Source organism: Bradyrhizobium sp. Ce-3 (assembly GCF_022835695.1).
Taxonomy (GTDB): domain Bacteria; phylum Pseudomonadota; class Alphaproteobacteria; order Rhizobiales; family Xanthobacteraceae; genus Bradyrhizobium.
This window is the reverse complement of record NZ_BQUV01000003.1, coordinates 558,012-577,584: the sequence shown is the minus strand read 5'-3', so window position 1 is coordinate 577,584 and position 19,573 is coordinate 558,012. Positions and strand designations below refer to the sequence as shown.

General features: G+C 64.3%; 25 protein-coding genes and 1 tRNA gene. 8 read left to right on the top strand and 18 right to left on the bottom strand.

Annotation, left to right across the window (positions count from 1 at the left end; all coding sequences use genetic code 11):
* The first annotated feature begins 17 nt into the window (after nucleotides 1-17).
* Nucleotides 18-1,100 (top strand): phospholipase, encoded by a 1,083-nt coding sequence (locus BRSPCE3_RS13800; RefSeq protein ID WP_244066356.1) that lies wholly within the window; start codon nucleotides 18-20, stop codon nucleotides 1,098-1,100.
* A gap of 139 nt (nucleotides 1,101-1,239) precedes the next feature.
* On the opposite strand, the gene BRSPCE3_RS13795 is transcribed toward BRSPCE3_RS13800, so the two are convergent.
* Both BRSPCE3_RS13795 and BRSPCE3_RS13790 read right to left on the bottom strand, forming a co-directional pair.
* Nucleotides 1,240-2,139, bottom strand: coding sequence for an SDR family oxidoreductase (locus BRSPCE3_RS13795; protein ID WP_244066355.1), 900 nt, complete (start codon nucleotides 2,137-2,139; stop codon nucleotides 1,240-1,242).
* Between the two features lie 55 nt (nucleotides 2,140-2,194).
* On the bottom strand, nucleotides 2,195-2,935 hold the full coding sequence (locus BRSPCE3_RS13790; protein ID WP_244066354.1) for an SDR family oxidoreductase: 741 nt from the start codon (nucleotides 2,933-2,935) through the stop codon (nucleotides 2,195-2,197).
* Nucleotides 2,936-3,054: 119 nt separating this feature from the next.
* Between BRSPCE3_RS13790 and BRSPCE3_RS13785 the strand changes: the two genes are divergently transcribed.
* Nucleotides 3,055-3,942, top strand: coding sequence for a LysR family transcriptional regulator (locus BRSPCE3_RS13785; protein ID WP_244066353.1), 888 nt, complete (start codon nucleotides 3,055-3,057; stop codon nucleotides 3,940-3,942).
* A 120-nt stretch (nucleotides 3,943-4,062) separates the two neighbouring features.
* On the opposite strand, the gene BRSPCE3_RS13780 is transcribed toward BRSPCE3_RS13785, so the two are convergent.
* Together BRSPCE3_RS13780 and BRSPCE3_RS13775 are read right to left on the bottom strand one after the other, a co-directional pair.
* On the bottom strand, nucleotides 4,063-5,001 hold the full coding sequence (locus tag BRSPCE3_RS13780; protein WP_244066352.1) for a hypothetical protein: 939 nt from the start codon (nucleotides 4,999-5,001) through the stop codon (nucleotides 4,063-4,065).
* A gap of 54 nt (nucleotides 5,002-5,055) precedes the next feature.
* On the bottom strand, nucleotides 5,056-5,370 hold the full coding sequence (locus tag BRSPCE3_RS13775) for a hypothetical protein (RefSeq protein ID WP_244066351.1): 315 nt from the start codon (nucleotides 5,368-5,370) through the stop codon (nucleotides 5,056-5,058).
* A 144-nt stretch (nucleotides 5,371-5,514) separates the two neighbouring features.
* Here BRSPCE3_RS13775 and BRSPCE3_RS13770 point away from each other — a divergent pair, with 144 nt between their 5' ends.
* Entirely contained in the window at nucleotides 5,515-5,721 is a 207-nt protein-coding gene (locus BRSPCE3_RS13770; RefSeq protein WP_176533628.1) for a hypothetical protein, read from the top strand.
* 9 nt (nucleotides 5,722-5,730) lie between these two features.
* Here BRSPCE3_RS13770 and BRSPCE3_RS13765 read toward each other — a convergent pair whose 3' ends face one another.
* Nucleotides 5,731-6,033: an AzlD domain-containing protein gene (locus tag BRSPCE3_RS13765; protein ID WP_244066350.1), complete on the bottom strand. Its 303-nt coding sequence runs from the start codon at nucleotides 6,031-6,033 to the stop codon at nucleotides 5,731-5,733.
* Nucleotides 6,026-6,703, bottom strand: a complete 678-nt coding sequence (locus BRSPCE3_RS13760; protein WP_244066349.1) for an AzlC family ABC transporter permease — start codon at nucleotides 6,701-6,703, stop codon at nucleotides 6,026-6,028. Before BRSPCE3_RS13760 ends, BRSPCE3_RS13765 begins: the two co-directional genes overlap by 8 nt.
* Before the next feature lie 74 nt (nucleotides 6,704-6,777).
* Here BRSPCE3_RS13760 and BRSPCE3_RS13755 point away from each other — a divergent pair, with 74 nt between their 5' ends.
* The gene (locus tag BRSPCE3_RS13755; RefSeq protein ID WP_244066348.1) at nucleotides 6,778-7,380 is read left to right on the top strand and encodes an ABATE domain-containing protein; all 603 of its coding nucleotides are present in this window, start codon (nucleotides 6,778-6,780) and stop codon (nucleotides 7,378-7,380) included.
* A gap of 7 nt (nucleotides 7,381-7,387) precedes the next feature.
* Here the strand turns inward: BRSPCE3_RS13755 and BRSPCE3_RS13750 are convergent, their stop codons facing one another.
* From BRSPCE3_RS13750 to BRSPCE3_RS13725, 6 genes are all read right to left on the bottom strand, one after another.
* Entirely contained in the window at nucleotides 7,388-8,065 is a 678-nt protein-coding gene (locus BRSPCE3_RS13750; RefSeq protein ID WP_244066347.1) for a DsbA family protein, read from the bottom strand.
* Nucleotides 8,066-8,101: 36 nt separating this feature from the next.
* Nucleotides 8,102-8,839, bottom strand: coding sequence for a sulfite exporter TauE/SafE family protein (locus BRSPCE3_RS13745; RefSeq protein WP_244066541.1), 738 nt, complete (start codon nucleotides 8,837-8,839; stop codon nucleotides 8,102-8,104).
* A 193-nt stretch (nucleotides 8,840-9,032) separates the two neighbouring features.
* Entirely contained in the window at nucleotides 9,033-9,755 is a 723-nt protein-coding gene (locus BRSPCE3_RS13740) for an LrgB family protein (protein WP_244066346.1), read from the bottom strand.
* Nucleotides 9,752-10,138: a CidA/LrgA family protein gene (locus tag BRSPCE3_RS13735; RefSeq protein ID WP_244066345.1), complete on the bottom strand. Its 387-nt coding sequence runs from the start codon at nucleotides 10,136-10,138 to the stop codon at nucleotides 9,752-9,754. Before BRSPCE3_RS13735 ends, BRSPCE3_RS13740 begins: the two co-directional genes overlap by 4 nt.
* 280 nt (nucleotides 10,139-10,418) lie before the next feature.
* Nucleotides 10,419-10,862 (bottom strand): PaaI family thioesterase, encoded by a 444-nt coding sequence (locus tag BRSPCE3_RS13730; RefSeq protein ID WP_244066344.1) that lies wholly within the window; start codon nucleotides 10,860-10,862, stop codon nucleotides 10,419-10,421.
* 5 nt (nucleotides 10,863-10,867) lie between these two features.
* Nucleotides 10,868-11,302: a thioesterase family protein gene (locus tag BRSPCE3_RS13725; RefSeq protein ID WP_244066343.1), complete on the bottom strand. Its 435-nt coding sequence runs from the start codon at nucleotides 11,300-11,302 to the stop codon at nucleotides 10,868-10,870.
* A 94-nt stretch (nucleotides 11,303-11,396) separates the two neighbouring features.
* Here BRSPCE3_RS13725 and BRSPCE3_RS13720 point away from each other — a divergent pair, with 94 nt between their 5' ends.
* On the top strand, nucleotides 11,397-11,954 hold the full coding sequence (locus BRSPCE3_RS13720) for a TetR/AcrR family transcriptional regulator (protein WP_244066342.1): 558 nt from the start codon (nucleotides 11,397-11,399) through the stop codon (nucleotides 11,952-11,954).
* Between the two features lie 51 nt (nucleotides 11,955-12,005).
* Here the strand turns inward: BRSPCE3_RS13720 and BRSPCE3_RS13715 are convergent, their stop codons facing one another.
* Nucleotides 12,006-12,500 (bottom strand): hypothetical protein, encoded by a 495-nt coding sequence (locus BRSPCE3_RS13715; RefSeq protein WP_244066341.1) that lies wholly within the window; start codon nucleotides 12,498-12,500, stop codon nucleotides 12,006-12,008.
* Nucleotides 12,501-12,679: 179 nt separating this feature from the next.
* Here BRSPCE3_RS13715 and BRSPCE3_RS13710 point away from each other — a divergent pair, with 179 nt between their 5' ends.
* Nucleotides 12,680-12,964 carry a PsiF family protein gene (locus BRSPCE3_RS13710; protein WP_244066340.1) on the top strand — a complete coding sequence of 95 codons (285 nt, stop codon included), beginning with the start codon at nucleotides 12,680-12,682 and terminating at the stop codon, nucleotides 12,962-12,964.
* Nucleotides 12,965-13,281: 317 nt separating this feature from the next.
* Nucleotides 13,282-14,367: an AbrB family transcriptional regulator gene (locus tag BRSPCE3_RS13705; RefSeq protein WP_375709904.1), complete on the top strand. Its 1,086-nt coding sequence runs from the start codon at nucleotides 13,282-13,284 to the stop codon at nucleotides 14,365-14,367.
* Nucleotides 14,368-14,503: 136 nt separating this feature from the next.
* Here BRSPCE3_RS13705 and BRSPCE3_RS13700 read toward each other — a convergent pair whose 3' ends face one another.
* Nucleotides 14,504-15,076, bottom strand: coding sequence for a disulfide bond formation protein B (locus BRSPCE3_RS13700; RefSeq protein WP_244066339.1), 573 nt, complete (start codon nucleotides 15,074-15,076; stop codon nucleotides 14,504-14,506).
* 162 nt (nucleotides 15,077-15,238) lie between these two features.
* Here BRSPCE3_RS13700 and BRSPCE3_RS13695 point away from each other — a divergent pair.
* Nucleotides 15,239-15,323: transfer RNA gene (locus BRSPCE3_RS13695), tRNA-Leu, on the top strand.
* Nucleotides 15,324-15,456: 133 nt separating this feature from the next.
* On the opposite strand, the gene BRSPCE3_RS13690 is transcribed toward BRSPCE3_RS13695, so the two are convergent.
* The 4 genes from BRSPCE3_RS13690 to BRSPCE3_RS13675 form a co-directional block, all read right to left on the bottom strand.
* Complete coding sequence (locus tag BRSPCE3_RS13690) at nucleotides 15,457-15,894, bottom strand: helix-turn-helix domain-containing protein (protein WP_244066338.1); 438 nt, start codon at nucleotides 15,892-15,894, stop codon at nucleotides 15,457-15,459.
* A gap of 144 nt (nucleotides 15,895-16,038) precedes the next feature.
* On the bottom strand, nucleotides 16,039-17,289 hold the full coding sequence (gene fahA / locus BRSPCE3_RS13685) for a fumarylacetoacetase (RefSeq protein WP_244066337.1): 1,251 nt from the start codon (nucleotides 17,287-17,289) through the stop codon (nucleotides 16,039-16,041).
* A 10-nt stretch (nucleotides 17,290-17,299) separates the two neighbouring features.
* Nucleotides 17,300-18,526, bottom strand: a complete 1,227-nt coding sequence (locus BRSPCE3_RS13680) for a CaiB/BaiF CoA-transferase family protein (protein ID WP_244066336.1) — start codon at nucleotides 18,524-18,526, stop codon at nucleotides 17,300-17,302.
* A 2-nt stretch (nucleotides 18,527-18,528) separates the two neighbouring features.
* Nucleotides 18,529-19,323, bottom strand: a complete 795-nt coding sequence (locus BRSPCE3_RS13675; protein ID WP_244066335.1) for an enoyl-CoA hydratase/isomerase family protein — start codon at nucleotides 19,321-19,323, stop codon at nucleotides 18,529-18,531.
* Between the last annotated feature and the right edge of the window lie 250 nt (nucleotides 19,324-19,573).

The following is a 19,573-nucleotide window of genomic DNA, read 5'->3' as shown; positions in this document are numbered from 1 at the left end:
CAGAAAAGGCAGACGCGATGAGCGAGGCCGTGGTTGACGACATCGTGGCCGTGCTGCCGCCGCTGCTGCAGACGCTGGAATCGCTGTCCTTCGTCGCGCGCAATCTCAACCCGCCGGACTTCGATCGGGTGATGCAGATCGCGGGCGAGCCGGAGGAGGCCTTGCAGGCGGTGCAGCCGCGGCTGGCAGACTGGCCGGAGAAATTCGCGCACATCAAGACCGCGCTGGAAGCCGCGATCGAACCCGCACTCGCCGGCTATGCCGGCTTGCGCGCGGTGCAGAACGGCGAAGGCGACCTGGTCAGCGTATTCCGCGCGCTGCGCTATCTGCCGCGCGCGCAGGAGGCGCTCTATCCCTTGACCGAGCTGCCGCCGGTCAGTGGCTTCTTCATCGCGCCCGACATGCGCGAGGACGCCGCCCTGCAGGCGAAGCTCGCCGCCGCGCCGAACGCCGACACCGGCATCTTCCACGAGCGCAACGAGCCGGGCAGCCGCGGCGGCTTCTCGATGTACGTGCCGGAATATTACACGCCCGACCGCGCCTGGCCGCTGGTGATGGCGCTGCATGGCGGCAGCGGCAGCGGCCGCGGCTTTCTGTGGAGCTGGCTGCGCGATGCGCGCAGCCGCGGCGCCATCCTGGTGGCGCCGACCGCCACCGGCCAGACCTGGGCCTTGATGGGCGACGACACCGACACGCCGAACCTCAACCGCATCCTCGACCAGGTGCAGGCGCGCTGGAAGATCGACGAGACCCGCATGCTGCTGACCGGCATGAGCGACGGCGGCACCTTCAGCTATGTCAGCGGGCTCGACGGCACCTCGCGCTTCACACATCTGGCGCCGGTCGCGGCGACCTTCCACCCGCTGATGGCCGAAATGGCCGATGCCGAGCGGCTGCGCGGCCTGCCGATCTTCATCACCCACGGCAAGCTCGACTGGATGTTCCCGGTGCAGACCGCGCGGCAGACCCAGGGCTTGCTGTCGGCCGCAGGCGCCAACGTCACCTATCGCGAGATCGACGATCTCAGCCACACCTATCCGCGCGAGATCAACGCGGAGATCATGCAGTGGCTGGATGATGAGCGAACCGACGATACGTGAAGGATTGTATCCCCGTCACCCTGAGGCGCGAGCGGGGCGAACCTCCAGCGACAACGGCGAAGCCGTTGCGCGGGGGTGACGGGGATGGATAGTGCGCGTGGCACTATCCTCATCGTTGACGCGGCCAGGGCGTGCCCGGTTACTCATTCACCCGCGGCTTCAGCAGGTCTGAGAACCCGACCCGGTGCAGCATCTCGTTGCGGACCCGGTCGATCACGCCGAATGCGACCTCGGCACCATCTTGTGTCGGATCGATGTGGACGCGGAATGGCCGCTTGCCGAACGGCGTGTCGACGACCTCAACGATCGCATCCGCAACCAGCGACGCGTCGGCATCCTCCGGCACGATCGCCGCGAACGCTTTCATGATCTCTTCGCCGAAGCCGGCATAGGGACCGGCTTCGTATTCGGCGACCCGCGCCTGGTCGGCGGGACGGCCGGAATGTGCGAAATGGTTGGTGCCGCCGGTGAAGGCGCCGGGTACGATGATCGAGGTCTCGATGCCCCAGCGCGACAGCTCGCGGGCATAGATCACTGCCATCGCATCCATGCCGGCCTTTGCCGCGAAATACGGCGCGAGATAGGGCGGCGTGCCGCCGGCCGAGCTGGAGCTCGACACCCAGACCACCAGTCCCCTGCCCTGCTTGCGCAGCTGCGGCAGCGCCGCGCGATTGACGCGCTGGGTCGAGAGCACGTTGACGTCGTAGAGCTCGGCGAGCTGCTCGGGCGTGAACGCTTCCGCCGGGCCGAACACCATGTGGCCGGCATTGTGCATGACGACGTCGAGGCGCCCCTCCTCGGCGACGATCTGCGCAATCGCCGCATCGACCGACGTCTGCGAGCCGACATCGAGCTCGAGCGAGCGCAGGTCGACCTTGTTGTCGCGGGCGAACTCCTCGATATCGGCGACCGCGGCCGCGTTGCGACCCGTGGTATGGCGCATCGAGGCGTAGACGGTGTGGCCTGCCTTGGCGAGCGCGTTGGCGGTGAGGCGGCCGAAGCCGCTTGAAGCGCCGGTGATGACGATGACCTGTTTCATGACAAATATCCTTGTGAAGTCGGGTTGAACGAGCGTTGAGTTGAAGGTGATGACGTCAGACCAGGCCGCCATTGGCGCGCAGGGTCTGGCCGTTGATCCAGGCGCCGTCGGGACCGGCGAGGAACGAGACCGCGTTAGCGATGTCGTCGGGCGTGCCGAGCCGCTCCAGCGGGACCATCTTGGCGAAGCGATCGATCAACTCATCCGACTTGCCGTGCAGGAACAGATCGGTCGCGGTCGGGCCCGGCGCGACCGCATTCACGGTGATGCCGCGGCCGCGCAACTCCTTGGACAGGATCGCGGTCAACGACTCGATCGCGGCCTTGGTCGCGACATAGATGCCGTAGGTCTCGAGCCTGGTGCCGACGACGCTGGTCGAGAAGTTGACGATGCGTCCGCCGTTGCGCAGCCGGCGCGCCGCCTCGCGCATGGTGTTGAAGCTGCCCTTCAGGTTGACGGCGACCTGCTGGTCGAAGGCCGCATCGTCGCTGTCGGCGATCTTGCCGAGCTTCATGATGCCGGCATTGTTGACCAGCACGTCGACGCCGCCGAACGCCGCTTCCGCCGCGTCGAACATGCCGCGCACCGCGCTGGCGTCGCTGACGTCGGCCTTCGCGGTCAGCGCCCGGCCACCGGCGGCCTCGATCCTGTCGGCCACCGCCTGCGCGGCCTTGGCATCACCGGAGTAGTTGATGACGACTGTGAAGCCGTCCCTGGCGAGGCGCTCGGCCACCGCCGCGCCGATCCCGCGCGAGGCACCCGTCACCAGAGCTACCTTGTTGGTTTGATTGGTCATTTTAGTCTCCCATCAGATTGTGCGGCGGAGCCGCGTTCGATGGCGAGACCCTAAGCCTTGGCATTGGCCGGATAATCACGCATAAAGCGGCATTACTATTCGCTATTTTCGGACAATAGATGGACCGCTTCGACGCGATGCGCGTGTTCACCCGGGTGGTGGAGCGGCGCAGCTTTTCGCTGGCCGCCGACGACCTCGGCCTGCCGCGCTCGACGGTGACGGACGCGGTGAAGGGGCTGGAGGCGCGGCTCGGGGTGCGGCTGCTCGAGCGCACCACGCGCACGGTGCGTCCGACGCTCGACGGCGAGGCGCACTACCGCCGCTGCCTGGCGCTGATCGCAGACCTCGAAGACGCCGAGGGCGCGTTCGGCGGCGCTCGGCCGAAGGGCCTGCTGCGGCTCGAGGTGCAGGGCACCCTGGCGCGGCACTTCCTGCTGCCGAACCTGCCGGGCTTCCTCACCGAATATCCCGACATCGAGATCAACATGAGCGAGAGCGATCGCTTCATCGATCTGATCCGCGAAGGCGTCGACTGCGTGCTTCGCTTCGGGCAATTGCCCGACAGCGACATGATCGCGCGGCAGGTGACGATGCTGGAGCGGCTGACCTGCGCCACGCCGCATTACTTCGCTCGCTTCGGCACCCCGACCGATCCGTTCGCGCTCGACGGCCATCGCATGATCGGCATCCGCTCGCTGACGACGGGACGCTTGCGCCCGATGGAGTTTGTGATCGACGGCGCGCTTAAGCAATTTCCGCTGCCGGCGCCGATGTCGGTGACCGGCCCCGAAAGTTATCTGGCGAGCGCCAGGCTCGGCCTCGGCCTCGTGCAGGTGCCGCGCTTCCACGCCGAAACCGATCTCGCCAACGGCACGCTGATCCCGGTGCTGCAACAGTGGCTGCCGCCGTCGGTGCCGGTCTCCCTGCTCTATCCGCGCAACCGCCAGCTCTCGCCGCGGGTCCGGGTGTTCATCGATTATGTGATGCGGGCGTTCGCGCGGGGTTGATTACCGTTTGACTAGGCGACCTTTGGGACGCGCCGCTGTGTTGGAAGCCAAAATATTCGACGGATAGCCGAGTGAAAACACGCTTTGGCATCACCAACTACGACGTGACATGGTCGTCTGTCATGATGTCCTTGACGACTGCACATCTCTCATTCGGTTGTCAGCTGCTGACACCTGAGGGTAGTAGATCAATCTTCGCCACCTTATCGGTACGTCGCTATAGTTCTCAAAACCATTAGGCCCCGACGTTTCGTCCGACTCCTCAAACATGTCCCAATTTCTAGACGAGCCAAAGCGATTGATCGCATGGTGATTGTTGATTTCTTGAAATGCCTGAATATGCGACACGTGTCCGTCCTCCCAACGAATATGCGACACGTAATACTTTACTGAAACTACTCTACCCGTTCCGCGCAGAAAGTCGTTCGCGATCCGCGTCAACTGCTCCTTGAGATCTGAGCGTTCTGACAACCACCGGGGCGGAACTTTCACGAAAATTATAGAAGGTTTGTCTTTCGGAAATTGGCTACGTGCGCTCTGCAACGAATTAAGTAATGTCTTCTCACTAAACTGTGTCGCTTCGATCTTGCACTTCGCGTCAGCGCAAACAGTGACACCATCGTTCAACGTCATCTCAATGTCGAAGTCGTCGCCCCTTTTTCCCGATCCGACCACGAACCGAAACTCGATGCCGCTCTGATAGAGCATTCTACCAAGGTCCAATTCCGCGTAAGTACCCTCTATATTTCCATCGCGCATCCGCCTTATGCACTCGTCGAAACCAACCATGTGCTGAAGGTTGAAGAGCAGTTCGCCTAGATCAACAATTCGAAATGATTGTATTTGAGTTTGAGTGCGGTCTCTCCAATTCAGTCTAACGTAGCCCGGCTCGCCGTTATCTTGAACGTGTTCGTCAGCCCATGCGGCACCTAGAAAATGTCTCACTATCGCTAGTGACAAATAGAAAGTCCGATTTGTTGGATCGTCCCTGACCTCAGTCGGAAAACTCGCGATCGTCTTTAGTAAGTGCTGGTCAGCAAGTCGGGCAAGCGGAGCCATAGGCAGTCTCCAAATTTCTCCTGCGGCGCCACCGGAAGGATATCCAATCGCGGCTCAAACTGCGGCATGGAATTCCCTGCGGGGGGCCCTCTCGGGAATTGTCGAGCCTGTGGCAAATGTCAGACGACCCCGCCAGAATTCCCACGACCGATCGTTGATCCAGCCCGGCTCCGCGCGGCGCATGATCTCGACCAGACGGGCCTGCCCGACTGCATCCTCAAGCAAGAGAATATCGTCATATGTCCCGAGATTCATCGTTTGGGCGATGACACGCTCTTCGGAAAATGGCCGTCCGTCCCCCGGCTTCCACCACAAATATTTGCGGCGAAATTGCTCCAACAGATCGTTCGGTAAGCCAGTTGCCGTCATGGTTCATTGTAGCCGATTCAGGCGGCGTTTTCCACGCGGAACGCCCGTTGTGGCATACAGCATCGGGAAATGCTCCGTCGTGCCGCCGCCGGAACCACAGCGAACCCTGCAACGTTATCCTGCCGACACCGGAGGGATGGAGCGATGCGGACGTTTTTCGGCATGATTTTGGGCGCGCTGCTGCTGGTTTGCGGCGTCTATGTCTATGATTCGATGCGGACGTCGAGCGTCGCCAATGGCGAGGTGGCGCAGGATACGCGGACCATCGTCAATTGGGACGTCGCGGCACATGACTGGAACCTGCTGAAGACGCGCACCCGCGAGCAGTGGGACAAGATCGCCTCGAAGTAACCGCCGACGTCACGGCACGATCGCTGAAGCCGCGAAGGCCGCAGCGAACCCCGCGCTCAGTGCGGCCCATTCCCTGGCCGTGACGGCCATCGTGACCAGCGCGACCACGGTCCCGACGAGACCTGCCAGCCCGCCGGACATGCAACCGCCAACAATGAATGCGATGAACAGGTTGCCGGGCGCGAGTCTGAGAAACCGCGCAGCGATGCCGTCGTCGCGCATCGACGCGGCGAGCACGTATCCACCGGCGCGCATCGCATAGCAGGTGACGCCGAGGATGCAGACGACACCGAGCACCTGCAGATCATCCATCCTTCCGCTCCATCATGCTCACGAGCGTGCCGCATCCGCCCCCGATCAGCATGGACCAGCTGGGATCCACGAACCGGGCGACGAGAAGCGCCGCGACGGCCGAGGTCAGCCACGGCCACGGCGATCTCGCGTTCTTCCACTGGCTGGGTAGCAGGGTCGCGATGAACATCGTCGGCAGCAGTGCGGCGGCGAGCTTCAGCGATCCGTTGGCGGCGAGCGGCGCGGCATAGGCAAGGCCGGTGCCGCCGACCCAACCGATCGCCATCGGGATACTCGATCCCAACAGATAGCCGGCGTCGGGCCCGTTGCGGTCAGCGTCCGAATTCGTCATCAGCCACGACGCGTCAGCCAGCAGAAACAACGTGGGCAGCATCTTGCGGGGCGCCAGTCCGCCAAACAGCTGGCGCAGATGGGCGCCCATCAGTAAGTATCGTGAATTGGTGGCGATGCAGGCAACGACCATGGCGGCAACCGGCAGCGGGCTCGCCCACATGCTCAGCGTGATCGCTTGCGCCGTGGCGGAGTAGACCAGCAGGCTGAACAGGATTGCATGCGCAGCTCCCAACCCAAGCCCTTTGTAGGTCAGTCCCATCACCAGGCCGGCGGCACCATTGCTGAGCAGGAAAGGCAGCGCCGCAACCAGGCCCCGCCGGAAGCCGGCGGTTGTCATCGTTGCGACAGGTCGGGATGACTGAGTACTTGTAATGGTCATGACCATTAGATTAGACTTTGTGAGAGGCCGTGATGTCAAGGGATCCCGCGCGGGCAGCGACACAGTTCTTCGGTGGACGGGTCTGCCTCGACTTCGCGAACACGCTCGACTGGCGGACCTCGAACGATCCGCAGGAGCTGATCCCGGATTATGCGGCGCTGCTGTCCTGGAGCGAACGCCGCGGGACCTTGCCGCTCGCCGCGATCAGGAAGCTGAAGGCGCATGCGGCGAGCAGCGTTGCCGTGGCCGCGATGCAGAAGGCATATGACTTGCGCCGCGACATCTGGAACATCTCGGACGCGCTGCGCGGTGGCCGCGCCGCGGACCTCGGTCTCGTCAACCGGTTGCTTGCAGCGGCTCCAAGGCAACCCGACCTGGTGCGGCAGGATCGCGGCTATCGCCATGCGCTGGCGGGGAGTGATGTGACGGAGCCGCTATGGCCGGTGCTTTGGTCGCTGACGGCCCTGCTGGCGTCCGACGACGCCGGCCGCGTCGGATGCTGCGAGGCCGATGGCTGCGGCTGGTTCTTCGTCGACGAGAGCCCGAACCGGACCCGCAGATGGTGCTCGAGCGAAGTGTGCGGCAATCGCGAGCGCGCACGGCGCGCCTATGCCAAGCGGAAGGGCTCGGCTTGAGCGTCCGCTAGTTCTGCTCGGTCTTGCGGCCCATATTGGCCTTGCGCGCGTCGGCGATCACCTGCTCGAACTGATCGATGCTGAGCACGCCCGGCACGCGATACTTGCCGACGATGAAAGACGGCGTGCCGTTGAAGCCGAACGCCATCGCCTGCTCATTGTTGCGAGCGAGGAGCGCATCGATCGCCTTGGCGTTGGCATCGAGATCCTTCTTCAGCCGATCCATGTCGAGACCGGCGCCCGAGAGCAACTCGGCAATGCGCGGCTCGGTGATGCGCGAATTGACCGAGATCATCGCCTCGTGCGCAGCTTCGAACTTGTCCTGGTACTTCGCCGCCAGCGCCATTCGCGCCGCGACCTTGGAGACCGGCCCGAGGATCGGCCAATCCTTCAGCACGAGGCGGACCTTGCCGTCGTCCTGCACCACCTGGCGCAGCTCCGGCGCCAGCTTGCGGCAATACGGGCAGTTGTAGTCGAACCATTCGACGATCGTGATGTCGCCCTTGGCATTGCCGATCACTGGAATATCCGGATCGCGCAGCACCTGCTGCTCGGTCAGGACCTTGTCGTCCTCGGCGCGCGCGCCCCCCGCGACCAAGAGCGCGATGCCGGCACCGATCAGGCCGAGCGCGTTGCGCCGGGTGGCGCCGGCGTTGATCAGGGGCGATGTCGTCAGATGATTCATAGCTGGCTTTCGGAAGGGCTCCCCGCCCTTCTACGTTCAGGACACATTGATGTTACGCAGCAGCATATAGATCGCCACGACAATAATCACGGTCGCAAACACGATATTGAGCGCGCCGCGGCGTTCCGACAGGTGCCGGGCGCTGCGTGTGCCCAACAGGCCGCCTGCGATGCCGCCGGCGACGAATAGCCCCGCCAGCCCCCACGAAACCAGCCCGGACCACGCATAGCTCAACGCCGTGGTCATGCCGAAGGCGGTGACGGCCACCAGCGAGGAACTGACCGCGTTCATGATCGGCATCCCGGTCGCCAGCATCAGCGCCGGCACGATCAAAAAGCCGCCGCCGATGCCGAAGAAGCCCGACATGGTTCCGGTCGCGAGCCCGAGGCCGATGATCGCGGGCATGTTGGACATTGAGATCTTGACGTCGGTCAGCCCGACCCGCGCGCGGGTCTTCAGCATCAGACCCGCGATGACCAGCATCACGATCGAGAACAGGGCAAGCAGCTTCTGCCCATCCAGCATCTTGCCGAGGATCGAGCCCCCGAACGCGCCGAACATGCCTGCCAGCGCGAACACCAGCGCACAGGACCAGATCACGGTGCCGCCGCGGGCGTGGTTGGAGAGGTTGATCGCGGCGTTGGCGGCGACCGCGATCGCCGAGGTGCCGATCGCGACATGCGGCTGGGGCACGCCGACCAGATAGACCATCAGCGGTACGGCAAGGATCGACCCGCCGCCGCCGACCAGGCCGAGCGAAAAGCCGACCAGCATGCCCGATGCCAGCCCGAGCAGGCTCTGAGTTGCGGAGAAGACCAAGGGGAACAGACTCGCGTTTGTGGCGGCAACCCTAGAAGGATTTACTGCCGAGCGCCATACCAATAGCACAAAACTGCCCTGCAACTGGGCTTCTCTCGATTTGAGCATGATCTTTCGGAAAACCGGTCCCCACTTTTCCGGATCATGCTCAGCGCAGCAGATAGGTCACAGCCAGCGGCACCAGCAGCGAGGTGACCAGCGCGTTCAGGCTCATCGCGATGCCGGCAAACACGCCCGCGACCTCGTCGACCTGGAAGGCGCGCGCCGTGCCGATGCCATGGGCGGCGATCCCGGCGGCGAAGCCGCGGCCGCGAAAATCGGTGATGCCGGTGAAGTTCATCAACGGCGTGACGATGATCGCCCCCATGATGCCGGTCAGGATCACCGAGACCGCCGTCAGCGAGGGATCGGCATGCAGGGATTCGCTGATGCCCATCGCGACGCCGGCGGTCACCGATTTCGGCGCCAGCGACAGGATGATCTCGCGCGGCAGCCCGAAGGCCCGCGCCAGCAGCACCACCGAAACGATCGCCGTGAGCGAGCCGACCGTGAGTGCAACCAGCATCGGCAGCACCGCGGCCGCAACCCGCCTGCGGTTCTCGTAGAGCGGCACCGCGAGCGCCACCGTCGCCGGCCCGAGCAGGAAGTGCACGAACTGCGCGCCGGCAAAATAGGTGGTGTAGGAGGTGTTGGTCAGCAGCAGGAATGCGCCGATGATCCACAGCGAATGCAGCACCGGGTTGGCGAGGGGGTGGCGCCGCGTCTTCAGCGACACGGCATCGGTCGCGGCATAGGTCACCAGCGTCACCGTCAGCCAGAGCAGCGGCGACTGAGAGAGATAGACCCAGAGCGAGAACGGATTGTCGCTCACGGCGCCTCGTCCTCGCGCGAGAAGAGACTGCTCGCCGCGACGAAGGTCGCGACCGTCGCCAGCAGCGTGACGATGACCGACACTGCGAGGATCACCAGGATCGCGATGCCGTGCTCGGCAAGCAAATCGAGCTTCTGCACCACGCCGACGCCGGCCGGAATGAACAGCAGCGAGAGATTGGCGAGCATGCCGCGGCTGGCGCTCTCGACGCCGTCATTGCCGAGCGGCCCGCGCGCCAGCGCAGGATACCGGTCGCGCGCCAGCAGCAGCAACAGCAGCAGCACCAACCCGACCACCGGACCCGGCACCGGCACGGCGAGCGCACGCACGGCAACCTCGCCAACCAGCTGGCAGAGCAGGATCAGGCTGAGGCTGGCGATCATGACAAGGCGCTCACGCGGAACATGTGCCTATCAGGTCGGCGTGGCGATGGCTTGTCAATGCACCTGCTCTTGAGCGCCTGCGCGGATGTTGGGCACGCCTGCCCCAAGCACGCGTCTCTGAGTCCCGTCACCCCCGCGCAAAGGCTTCGCCTTTGTCGCTGGAGGAGCGCGCAGCGCGTCTCGAAGGGTCGACGGCCGCCAGCCGGGCCGCCCATGCTTCGAGACGCCGCTACGCGGCTCCTCAGCATGACGGGGAAAGGTTGTTCGTCCCGATTGCTGCTTACGCCCGCCGCTGTAACGCCATCAAGGTCCCGCTCATCGTCGCGACCAGCGTCTCGATGCCGTCCTGCACCGCATAGGCGCGGCCGTCGCAGACGGTCAGCGTGCGGCCGGGCTTGACCACGACGCCGCGGAACACGAACCGCTCGCCGCGCGCCGGCGCCAAGAGATTGGTCTTGAACTCCACGGTGAGGATGTCGGAGCCTGCGGGCATCAGCGTGAAGGCGGCGATGCCGCAGGCATTGTCGAGACCCGCGGTGATGATGCCGGCATGCACGAAGCCGTTCTGCTGGCAGAATTCCGGCGCATAGGGCATCGCGAGATCGACTTCGCCCGGCTCCATCCGCGCGATCGAGATGCCAAGCGTCTGCATCGCGCGCTGGCGCGCGAACGTATCAGCGGCGACCGCACGGTAATCGGGATTCTTCGGTTCGAAGCGGGGCATCGTGGTCAGGCGCTCACCGGTTCTGACGGCACGAGATGCGGCATCGCGGCGTAGCGGATCGCCGGCGCGAACGGCGCCGCCTTGCGCGCGGCGCGGTCGATATGCACGGCGGCGATCTCGCAGATCGCCGCGATCTCGCCGGTTTCGGCGTTGCGCATCTCGTGCAGCATGCGGATCGACTTGTCGCGGAACTCGACCAGCCGGCTCTTGACCTCGACGAGGTCGCCTGCAAGCAGCTCGCGCTTGTAGGAGATGTTCTGCTGCACGGCGGCCATGCCGCGGCCGGACTCGCGCAGATAGCTCGGGGTCAGGCCGAGCCGCGCGAACATGTTCCAGCTCGCCTCGTCGAACTTGCCGACATACCACATGACGTTCATGTGGCCGATGTGGTCGCAGTGCCAGGGATAGACCGTGCCGCGGTAGGTCGCCTCGCCCTCCATGGTACCCCTCCTCCGGTTTTTGATACGGTAGCGTATCAGGAGCGAAGCAGGCTAGCAATACGGTGCCGTATCAGACCCGGCCCGCGGAGATCACATGACTGAAAGCAAGGGCGACGTCTGGGTCGCGGCCGGCTTTGCCGAACTCGCGCATAGCGGCGTCGACGGCGTGCGGGTCGAGGTGCTGGCGAAGAATCTCGGCGTCACCAAGGGCGGCTTCTACCGCCGCTTCAGGGATCGTGCCGCGCTGCTGGAGACCATGCTGACGCGGTGGCGCGACGGCCGCATCGCATCGATCGAGAAGCAGACCGCGCTCGACGGTGCCAGCGCGCGCGAACGGCTGAAGGCGATCATCACGCTCTATTCGGAGCGCATGAACACCGAGGCGATGGCGGTCGAGCTTGCGATCCGGCAATGGGCGCGCACCGACGAGGCCGCCGCCACCGCCGCCGCGAGCGTCGACGCCGCGCGGCTGAAGAATGTCGGGCAGCTCTACCGTGCCACGGGGCTCGGGGCCGAGGAGGCCGATGCGCAGGCCTTCCTGTTCTACTGCTTCATCTTCGGCCAGAGCCTCTTGTTCCTCGAGCGCGGCCCGCGCAAGCGCGCGCAGCTGCTGGCGCAATCGGCGGACAAGCTGCTCGACGACGGCAAATAAAAAGGCGACCGGCTCGGTGCCGGCCGCCTTCTTCAATCAGCGTCGAACGGCTCAGGCGCCCTTGAGCTTCTTGTTGCACTCGCTGTAATAGCCGCCGCCCTTCTGGATCCACTTCATGCCGCCGTTGCCGCCCGTGGTCTTGTTGGCATTGTACTGGTCGAGGCAGCTGTGCATGCGCTGCTTGCCTTCGGTTTCCTTGGCATATTTGGGATCGACCGCGTTCGGAAACACGGCGGGTCCGGCCGGCATCGCCGGTGCGGCGGCCGGGGCGGCCTCCCGTTTGGCTTCCTTCGGCGCGGCCGGAGCGGGCGCGGCGGCAGCGGGCGGCGGAGCGGCGGCGGGCGCCGCGGCCGGGGTCGCGTCGGCACCGCATTGCGCCTTGCGGAAATCATTCCACTTCTGGCCGGCAAGGGTGCCGGCCGACTTGGCCGCCTGGTACTTGGCACTGCATTCCTGCGCGGTCAGGGCCTGCGCCGGCGCGCTCGCCGCAAAGGCTGCAAAGCCCGACACTGCAATCACGCACAACAATCTGGTCTGAATGGTCATCCCTGGTCTCCCTTTGGGGGGCATTGGCGTAAGACCATTATCCTAGCGCAACCCCGACTTGCGACAACGTGCGGGCGCGCCCGGGCGCTAAAATATTGTGGCGGCAGGACCGCGGCATGTTCATCCACGGTTCAGCATCGCCGCGCGACGTTTCGGCTCCTTTCCTCACGAGGTGCCCCATGAAGACAATTTCCACGCTCGCGACCGCAACCGCCCTTGCCTCCCTGCTGCTGATGGGCGGAGCTTTCGCGCAAACTGCCGCGCCCGCCGCCAAGGACGCCGCCCCGGCGGCCACTGCAGCCAAGGCGCCGAAGGAAGCCAAGCCGCGCACGGCCGAGTCGATGGAATGCTCGAAGGAAGCCGATGCCAAGGGCCTGCACGGCAAGGAGCGCAAGAAATTCCGCTCCGAGTGCAAGAAGGAAAAGTCGGGCGGCGGCGCCATGGCGCCCGCGGCGACGAAGTAAAGTAGGACTTGCGATCGGCCCCCCTCCCCTGGAGGGGTCGAGACGAGCAAAGCTCGCTCTTGGGTCGGCGCGAATGAAATGAGCGGCGGGGTGGGGTGACGGGTCTCGCGCGTCGGGTGCTGCCCGTGTTGAGAGATCACCCCACCCCACCCCGCTCCGCATTGCGCTTCGCTTCATGCGAAGCGACCCAAGAGCGAGCTTTGCTCGTCTCGACCCCTCCAGGGGAGGGTGAGGGAAGGCGTGCCCGCGTTTTCCGGCGCAATGCTGCAATCGCGAGATGCAATTGTCCGGTGGTTGCGAATTTGCCATAAGGCGGCGTGACCCTGATCCGCGCTTCGATGGCGACCGCCATTCCCGACCGCAGCAAAGTTCTGAACGGGCTCGAGACTCTCGTCATCGGCGCCGGCGGCGGCCTGCTGTTTTTATGGGCGGGACTGCCGGGCGGGCTGATCTCGGGTGCGATGACCGCGGTTGCGATCGCGGCACTGGCCGGCCGGCCGCTTGCGGTGCCGGCGGTGCTGACGCAGTCGGTGCTGGTGCTGCTCGGCATCTCGCTGGGCTCGCTGATGTCGCAGCAATTGCTGCAGCACATGAGCTCCTATCCGCTGACCATTGCCCTGCTAGCGCTGGCGACGTTCTGCTCGACCTTCGGCTCCAGCCTCTATCTGCAGCGCGTCCACGGCTGGGACCAGACCTCGGCCTTCCTCGCCGGCAGCCCCGGCGCGCTGTCCCAGATCACGATCCTGGCCGCCGAGAAGGGCGCCGACGTCGCCGCGATCGCCGTGGTGCAGACCATGCGGGTCATCATCCTGACCGCGGCGCTGCCACTGGTGCTGGCGCTGACCGGCGTGACGCATGCGGCGCCCCCGCCGCTGCCGACCACGGTCGCCTCGCCGTTCGGCATCACAGCCCTGGTCGCCTTGTCGATCGGGGTCTCGCTGCTGCTGCGCTGGATCAAATTCCCCGCCAGCTGGATGTTCGGCGCGATGCTCGCCTCCGGCCTGCTGCACGGCTCGGGCCTGGTCGACGGCGGCCTGCCGCCCTGGCTGCGGAATATCGCGCTGGTCGGCATCGGCGCCATTATCGGCACCCGCTTCGCGCGGATGAAGACCTCGACCCTGCTGAGCCACGTCAATGCCGGGCTCGGCTCGTTTGCGATTGCGATCCTGATCTCGGCGGTGTTCGTCGCGGTGATCGGTTTCACCACCCATGTCCGGCTCGCCGACGTCGTGGTCGCCTTCGCGCCCGGCGCGATGGACGCGATGCTGGCGCTGGCGCTGACACTACACATCGACCCGATCTTCGTCGGCGCGCATCATCTGTCGCGGTTTTTGTTCGTCACCATCTCGACGCCGGGCATCATCCATCTGTTCGGACGGCCGCAGGACGACGTCGACGATTAGGTCTACCAACCGTCATCCTGAGGGGCCGCGAAGCGGCGTCTCGAAGGATGAACGGCCACCGGCCGGGCCGTCATGCTTCGAGGCGCGCTACGCGCTCCTCAGCATGAGGGATAACGAGAAAGCGTGCGTGTCAACCTTATGCCCGCGCGGCCCGCATCACGCCCCAGCCGGCGAGCGCGGCCATCAAGAGCGAGATCAGCACGTTGTAGCCGGCCAGCGAAATGCCGAGGAAGCGCCACTGCACCTCGTCGCAGCGGACCACCTTGACCTTGTCGAGCTGATCCAGCAGCGAGCCGGCCTTGCCGAAATCCACCAGCGGACCGGTGCAATCGGTCGGCCCCGGCCAGAACCCCCATTCGACGCCGGCGTGATAGCCGCCAAGACCGGCGTTGGCGAGCGCCGCGAGGCCGAGGACCGCAAGGCCTGCGAGCAGCAGCGGGCGCGGCGCGCCGCGGGCGGCTGCGAGTGCGACCACGGCGCCGAGCGGGACCGCGAGGTAATAGGCATAGCGCTGCTCGAGGCAGAGCGGACAGGGCATGATCTCCAGCACCAACTGGAAGAACCAGGCGCCGGCCAAGGTCGCCGCCGCGATCACGGCAATCGCCAGGGCCGAGGTCAGCGCCGGATTGCCGGCCGTGGAAGCATCTGACGGATGGGCGGTGGCGAGCGTCACGGCAGTCCTCCTGCGAGCATCGTCCGAAAGGGTCATGGCCCCAGCTTCATGCTCGATCCGGGTCGTATCGCGCGAAAATACCGCTGTCGAGCCGCGGGACAATCACATCCGCGCGGGTTGACCGTGACGGGCGGCCCGCTATAGTCCGCCGCGCTTCGCGACCCCCGGGGCTTTTCTCGTCCTTGGACCATCGCGAATGCCCCTGTGGCGGAACTGGTAGACGCGCTCGACTCAAAATCGAGTTCCGCAAGGAGTGCTGGTTCGATTCCGGCCAGGGGCACCACGCTTCGTCCTTCGCGCTACGCGTGGCGCAGCCACGCGACGGCCGAAACGGCAAAGCGTGTCCGGCGAAGCTCGAGCAACGCGGGAGCGACGAGGGACCGGGAAGGTCCGCGCCCTGCAGTCGGCGATATGAGCTAGCGGCGACTTTCCCGGGCCGCCTTTACCCGTTCCACCGGACGACGGACCAGCGCGTCAGTCGCTTGCTGCAGGTGCTTGAAACATTCGTCGTGGCGAAGTCCCCTGTTCAGTTTGCCGCCGACGTTTCGTACGCCCCATCGTGCGAGGGCCAGGACGACCACGCCAAGTTCTTGACCTCGGTCGGTGAGACTATAAGCAGCGCGCGGAGGATGGTCGGAATAGAATTCGCGACGCACGAGCCCATGGGCCTCGAGCGTCTTCAAGCGATCCGAGAGCACGTTCGGCGCCATTCCAGGCAGACGCTCCTGCAGATCCTGGAACCGCATGGTGCCTGGAAGAAGATCACGGATGATCAGCAGCGTCCAACGCTGACCCACAATGTCGAGCGTTCGCGCGACCGGACACGACTCATCGAGACTTTTCTTGTTTGCCATACCGATCCATCTTGGCTTGCGGAGAGCAGGCGCCGGGCCAAAGCTCACTTGCAGAACTATAGTCAATAGGATTTGAAATAAAACCCTGGGGCCGAGGCTCTGAGACGGTGAACCTGGGCTCGGGACGGTTTTCAAAAAATGCTTCTAGAGCGCAGGATGAACAGTTCCTGCCAGGCTTCCGAAATCGATTGCAGGATGCCCGGCCTTTTCACAAACGCCCCTGAGTTCGACGCGGTCTCCATCCTGGAGGTAGTCCCGCGTCGAGCCGTCACTCAACACGATTTTCTTGACCCCGCCTTGGGTCAACTCGACGAGGCACCCGGCGCTATCTTCGGTCGGACCGGAGACCGTCCCGGATCCGTAGAGGTCGCCGACCCGCACCGAAGCTCCATTGCCCGTGAGATGCGCAAGCTGCTGTGCGCCGTCCCAGTACATGTCGCGAAAGTTCGTCTGGCTAACTCGCTGAGGCGGCAGCTCGCGTTCCCGCATGGCCGTCGATGAAATCGAGATTTCAAGCGAGATATCGAACGACCACTTCTCGCCATGCCTGAGATAGCCCAGGGTTGGCTGTTGATGCTCGGGATTTTTCTCCACTCGATATTCCGTCAGTGCCTCGAGGGGCACCACCCAGCTCCCCGCTTGCGTACAGAATGATTTTGCCAGGAAGGGTCCAAGCGGGGCACTTTCGAAGCGCTGCAAATCTCTCGCGCTCCAATCGTTCAGCAAGACGAGACCGAAGACGTAGTCTCCAAACTCGGATACGCTGATCGGCTGTCCGCGCTTCGAGGCCCGGCAAATCACGAACCCGATCTCGAGCTCGATATCGAGCGCCCGTGTCGGCGCATAGATCGGACCATCAGGCGTGAGTATTTGTCCCTTCGGCCTGAAGATCGGCTGGTCGGTACCGACGATCGTACCCGTCCGGCTGTGATACCCGACGGGCATCGATGTCCAATTGGCGTTCAGTTCGGCGCGCATGAGCTGCATCGTCCGAACCGCGTGGTGATAGCTTGAATAGAAGTCCACAAAGTCCCCAGGCGCGATCGGGCTCGTCATTCTCAACGCACTGCGGTCGAGCAGGCAGGCCTCTACGGCCGCTCGTTTCCGCGGGTCGGGAGTTGACAGCAGGCTGCGTATCCGCTCCCGGACCGCGCGACGTTTCTCAGCGCTAAGGCCGAGGAAAGCGTTCAACGCCGCCTGGCGCCATACCGTCAGAGGGATATCGAGGGTATCGAACAATCCTTTGGCGGCGGCGGCCGCAAGATCCAGGGCGTGGTTGCCGATTGCGACGCAAACATGGAATTCGTTCGTCGCGAGCTCGGCGACCCCGTAGGGCAAATTGGCCAAAGAGAAGCCGGAGCCGTCCGCATCCGGAACCCAGGATCCCGCGGTCATTCAGTTGCCCTCAGCTCCAGCGGGTCGCCGCCGATGGCGCGACGAGCGCTCCACTTTCGACCATTGCGCTGATTTCCTCCTCGCTGAAGCCGAGTTCGGTGCAAACATCGCGATTGTGTTCGCCGCGGAGCGCCGGGTCGCCGATCGGGGTCAGGTCATCTTGAGAGAAGTGCCATGGCCGTCCCGGCAAGCGATAGGTGCCGCCATTGCGGTCGGACACCTCCTGTACGGCGCCCCAGTAAGACGACCAGTCGGTCGTCGCCAGGTGTTCGATCGAGCGGATCTCGCCCATTGCGATCTTCGCCTCGTCGAACTGCGCATCCAGAGCAGCCATGTCAGCGAACGTCAGCATCCATGTCTGAATGATCGCATGCAGCGCGTCCAGGTTTTGCTTCCTGAGCGCCGCCGTCGCAAAGCGGGGATCATCCGCGAGATCCGCCCGCCGCATCGCACGCAGGTAGTTCGGGAAGGTCAGCGACCATACCATGCTCGTCGCGACGGTGAAGCGCTCGCCTCCCGGTCCGGTGAAGAACGGACAGTCGGTCGCGCCCAGGATCGTTGGCTCGTCACCGAGATCGAAGTCCCCGAGATCGACGTGCGCACGTTCATTGACGGCCATCAATGTCGCGGCCATCGCGACGTCGATATATTGCCCCTTGCCGGACTTTTCGCGGCTCTGGAGCGCCGCAAGAATCGCGATCGCCGCCTGCAACCCTGTGTAGACGTCGGCGTGGGACAGACTGTCGGTCCGCTCGGCACTCAGATCGCCGCCATAGTGCCGGAGGCTGTTCGAGGTGAAGCCGCTTTCCGCCTGGACCGTCGGCGCATAGGCCATCCGGCTGCGCCACGGCCCACCCTGGCCGTAACCGGTGATCGACGCATAGATCACGCGGGGATTGCGGCTTGCGATCGTCTGATAATCGAGGCCGAATGATGCCAGTGTTCCGGCCCTGAAATTCTCAACGATGACGTCGGCGGTGTCGCAGAGCCGCAGCGCAATCTCGCGAGCGCCCTCGGCGTTCAGATCGATGCTGACGTTACGCTTGCCTGCGTTCTGTTGCGCATAATATCCCGACATCCCCGGCTTGGCGGGGTGCGCAAACCGCGAGACGTCCGGTCGCGGTGGCTCGATCTTGATCACTTCAGCGCCGAGGTCCAGCAACGTGCGCGCGCACAACGGTCCTGCAAGCACACGCGAAAAATCGACCACGCGAACATTCGACAACGGTCCGCTCATGTTCATCGCCCCGCGAACTTGGCAAGGCCAGGACCGTTCTGACGGAAGGAAGTCAAACCGGCTCGCAAATCATCCGATGCCCAGATCGGTTCTTGCAGCTTGCCCATCTGCTCGTCGGCGGCCCGCACGCCCTGATTGGCCGCGATGTAGGCGACTTGCTTCGTTGCGGCATGCGCGACCGTGGGGCCGTGGGCCAGTTCCTCGGCAATCGCCAGCGCCGTCTTGTCGAGCACGTCGTCGGGAACCACGTGATTGATCAGCCCCCAGCGCTCGAGCGTCGCCGCATCGTATCGCCGCCCGAGCATCGACATTTCCTTGGCACGTGCCATTCCTATTCGTTGCACCTGCCGCTGGATCCCCCCCATCAGAGGATGAAGGCCGAGCGCGGACTCGACCGACCCGATCTTGGCGGAATTTCCGGCAATGATGTAATCGCAAGCAAGCGCCAGCTCGACTCCGCCTCCCAGGCAGACGCCGTTCACGCTGGCGACCAAGGGTATTGGCAACAATTCGACTTCCTTGAGAAAGTCGATTCCGGACCACCCGCCGCCTGGCGCTCCTCCGTTGCCCTTGCCCTCCAGGCGCGCGCCGAAAAGAGCGAGATCGGCCCCAGCAGAGAAGTGGCGCAATCCACTCCGTATCACGATTGCCCGGCTTCCGGTGTTTTGCGCTTCTCGCAGCTCCGCAAGAAGCGCGTTGATCAGCGTAGGACCAATCAGATTGTAGGGCTTATGAACCATGGAAAGGACCGTAACCAATCCATGCCGCTCTCTTGCAATCGGTGCGCTGTCCGTCATTTGGATTTCCTCTCCAGCATCGCTTGGCAACGACACGCCGCGACATCCATCTTATTGACTACGTATAAACTTGCGACTTGTTTTTTACAAGTTACAAATGGGCCGACGTTGAAAATGCGACTGCCACATCGATCGCTCGGTTGGACGGCGGAACGCTTGCAGAACTCCCAGCGAGTTCGCCGACAATTTTCGAAAACAATGGACCAGGGATCCCGCAGAGCGACCACGGCGCCCCTGAGATGGGCATCCC

Excerpts from the sequence above, each read along its gene's own strand:
- BRSPCE3_RS13725 (WP_244066343.1), bottom strand. The coding sequence starts at position 11,302 with ATGGAGGGCGAGGCGACCTACCGCGGCACGGTCTATCCCTGGCACTGC.
- BRSPCE3_RS13745 (WP_244066541.1), bottom strand. The coding sequence starts at position 8,839 with ATGCTGGTCGGCTTTTCGCTCGGCCTGGTCGGCGGCGGCGGGTCGATC.
- BRSPCE3_RS13735 (WP_244066345.1), bottom strand. The coding sequence starts at position 10,138 with ATGATCGCCAGCCTCAGCCTGATCCTGCTCTGCCAGCTGGTTGGCGAG.
- BRSPCE3_RS13710 (WP_244066340.1), top strand. The coding sequence starts at position 12,680 with ATGAAGACAATTTCCACGCTCGCGACCGCAACCGCCCTTGCCTCCCTG.
- BRSPCE3_RS13790 (WP_244066354.1), bottom strand. The coding sequence starts at position 2,935 with ATGACCAATCAAACCAACAAGGTAGCTCTGGTGACGGGTGCCTCGCGC.
- BRSPCE3_RS13675 (WP_244066335.1), bottom strand. The coding sequence starts at position 19,323 with ATGACGGACAGCGCACCGATTGCAAGAGAGCGGCATGGATTGGTTACG.
- BRSPCE3_RS13800 (WP_244066356.1), top strand. The coding sequence starts at position 18 with ATGAGCGAGGCCGTGGTTGACGACATCGTGGCCGTGCTGCCGCCGCTG.
- BRSPCE3_RS13690 (WP_244066338.1), bottom strand. The coding sequence starts at position 15,894 with ATGGCAAACAAGAAAAGTCTCGATGAGTCGTGTCCGGTCGCGCGAACG.
- BRSPCE3_RS13780 (WP_244066352.1), bottom strand. The coding sequence starts at position 5,001 with ATGGCTCCGCTTGCCCGACTTGCTGACCAGCACTTACTAAAGACGATC.
- BRSPCE3_RS13755 (WP_244066348.1), top strand. The coding sequence starts at position 6,778 with ATGTCAAGGGATCCCGCGCGGGCAGCGACACAGTTCTTCGGTGGACGG.
- BRSPCE3_RS13750 (WP_244066347.1), bottom strand. The coding sequence starts at position 8,065 with ATGAATCATCTGACGACATCGCCCCTGATCAACGCCGGCGCCACCCGG.
- BRSPCE3_RS13720 (WP_244066342.1), top strand. The coding sequence starts at position 11,397 with ATGACTGAAAGCAAGGGCGACGTCTGGGTCGCGGCCGGCTTTGCCGAA.
- BRSPCE3_RS13785 (WP_244066353.1), top strand. The coding sequence starts at position 3,055 with ATGGACCGCTTCGACGCGATGCGCGTGTTCACCCGGGTGGTGGAGCGG.
- BRSPCE3_RS13730 (WP_244066344.1), bottom strand. The coding sequence starts at position 10,862 with ATGCCCCGCTTCGAACCGAAGAATCCCGATTACCGTGCGGTCGCCGCT.
- BRSPCE3_RS13775 (WP_244066351.1), bottom strand. The coding sequence starts at position 5,370 with ATGACGGCAACTGGCTTACCGAACGATCTGTTGGAGCAATTTCGCCGC.
- BRSPCE3_RS13795 (WP_244066355.1), bottom strand. The coding sequence starts at position 2,139 with ATGAAACAGGTCATCGTCATCACCGGCGCTTCAAGCGGCTTCGGCCGC.
- BRSPCE3_RS13770 (WP_176533628.1), top strand. The coding sequence starts at position 5,515 with ATGCGGACGTTTTTCGGCATGATTTTGGGCGCGCTGCTGCTGGTTTGC.
- fahA (WP_244066337.1), bottom strand. The coding sequence starts at position 17,289 with ATGACCGCGGGATCCTGGGTTCCGGATGCGGACGGCTCCGGCTTCTCT.
- BRSPCE3_RS13765 (WP_244066350.1), bottom strand. The coding sequence starts at position 6,033 with ATGGATGATCTGCAGGTGCTCGGTGTCGTCTGCATCCTCGGCGTCACC.
- BRSPCE3_RS13715 (WP_244066341.1), bottom strand. The coding sequence starts at position 12,500 with ATGACCATTCAGACCAGATTGTTGTGCGTGATTGCAGTGTCGGGCTTT.
- BRSPCE3_RS13700 (WP_244066339.1), bottom strand. The coding sequence starts at position 15,076 with ATGACCCTTTCGGACGATGCTCGCAGGAGGACTGCCGTGACGCTCGCC.
- BRSPCE3_RS13760 (WP_244066349.1), bottom strand. The coding sequence starts at position 6,703 with ATGACAACCGCCGGCTTCCGGCGGGGCCTGGTTGCGGCGCTGCCTTTC.
- BRSPCE3_RS13680 (WP_244066336.1), bottom strand. The coding sequence starts at position 18,526 with ATGAGCGGACCGTTGTCGAATGTTCGCGTGGTCGATTTTTCGCGTGTG.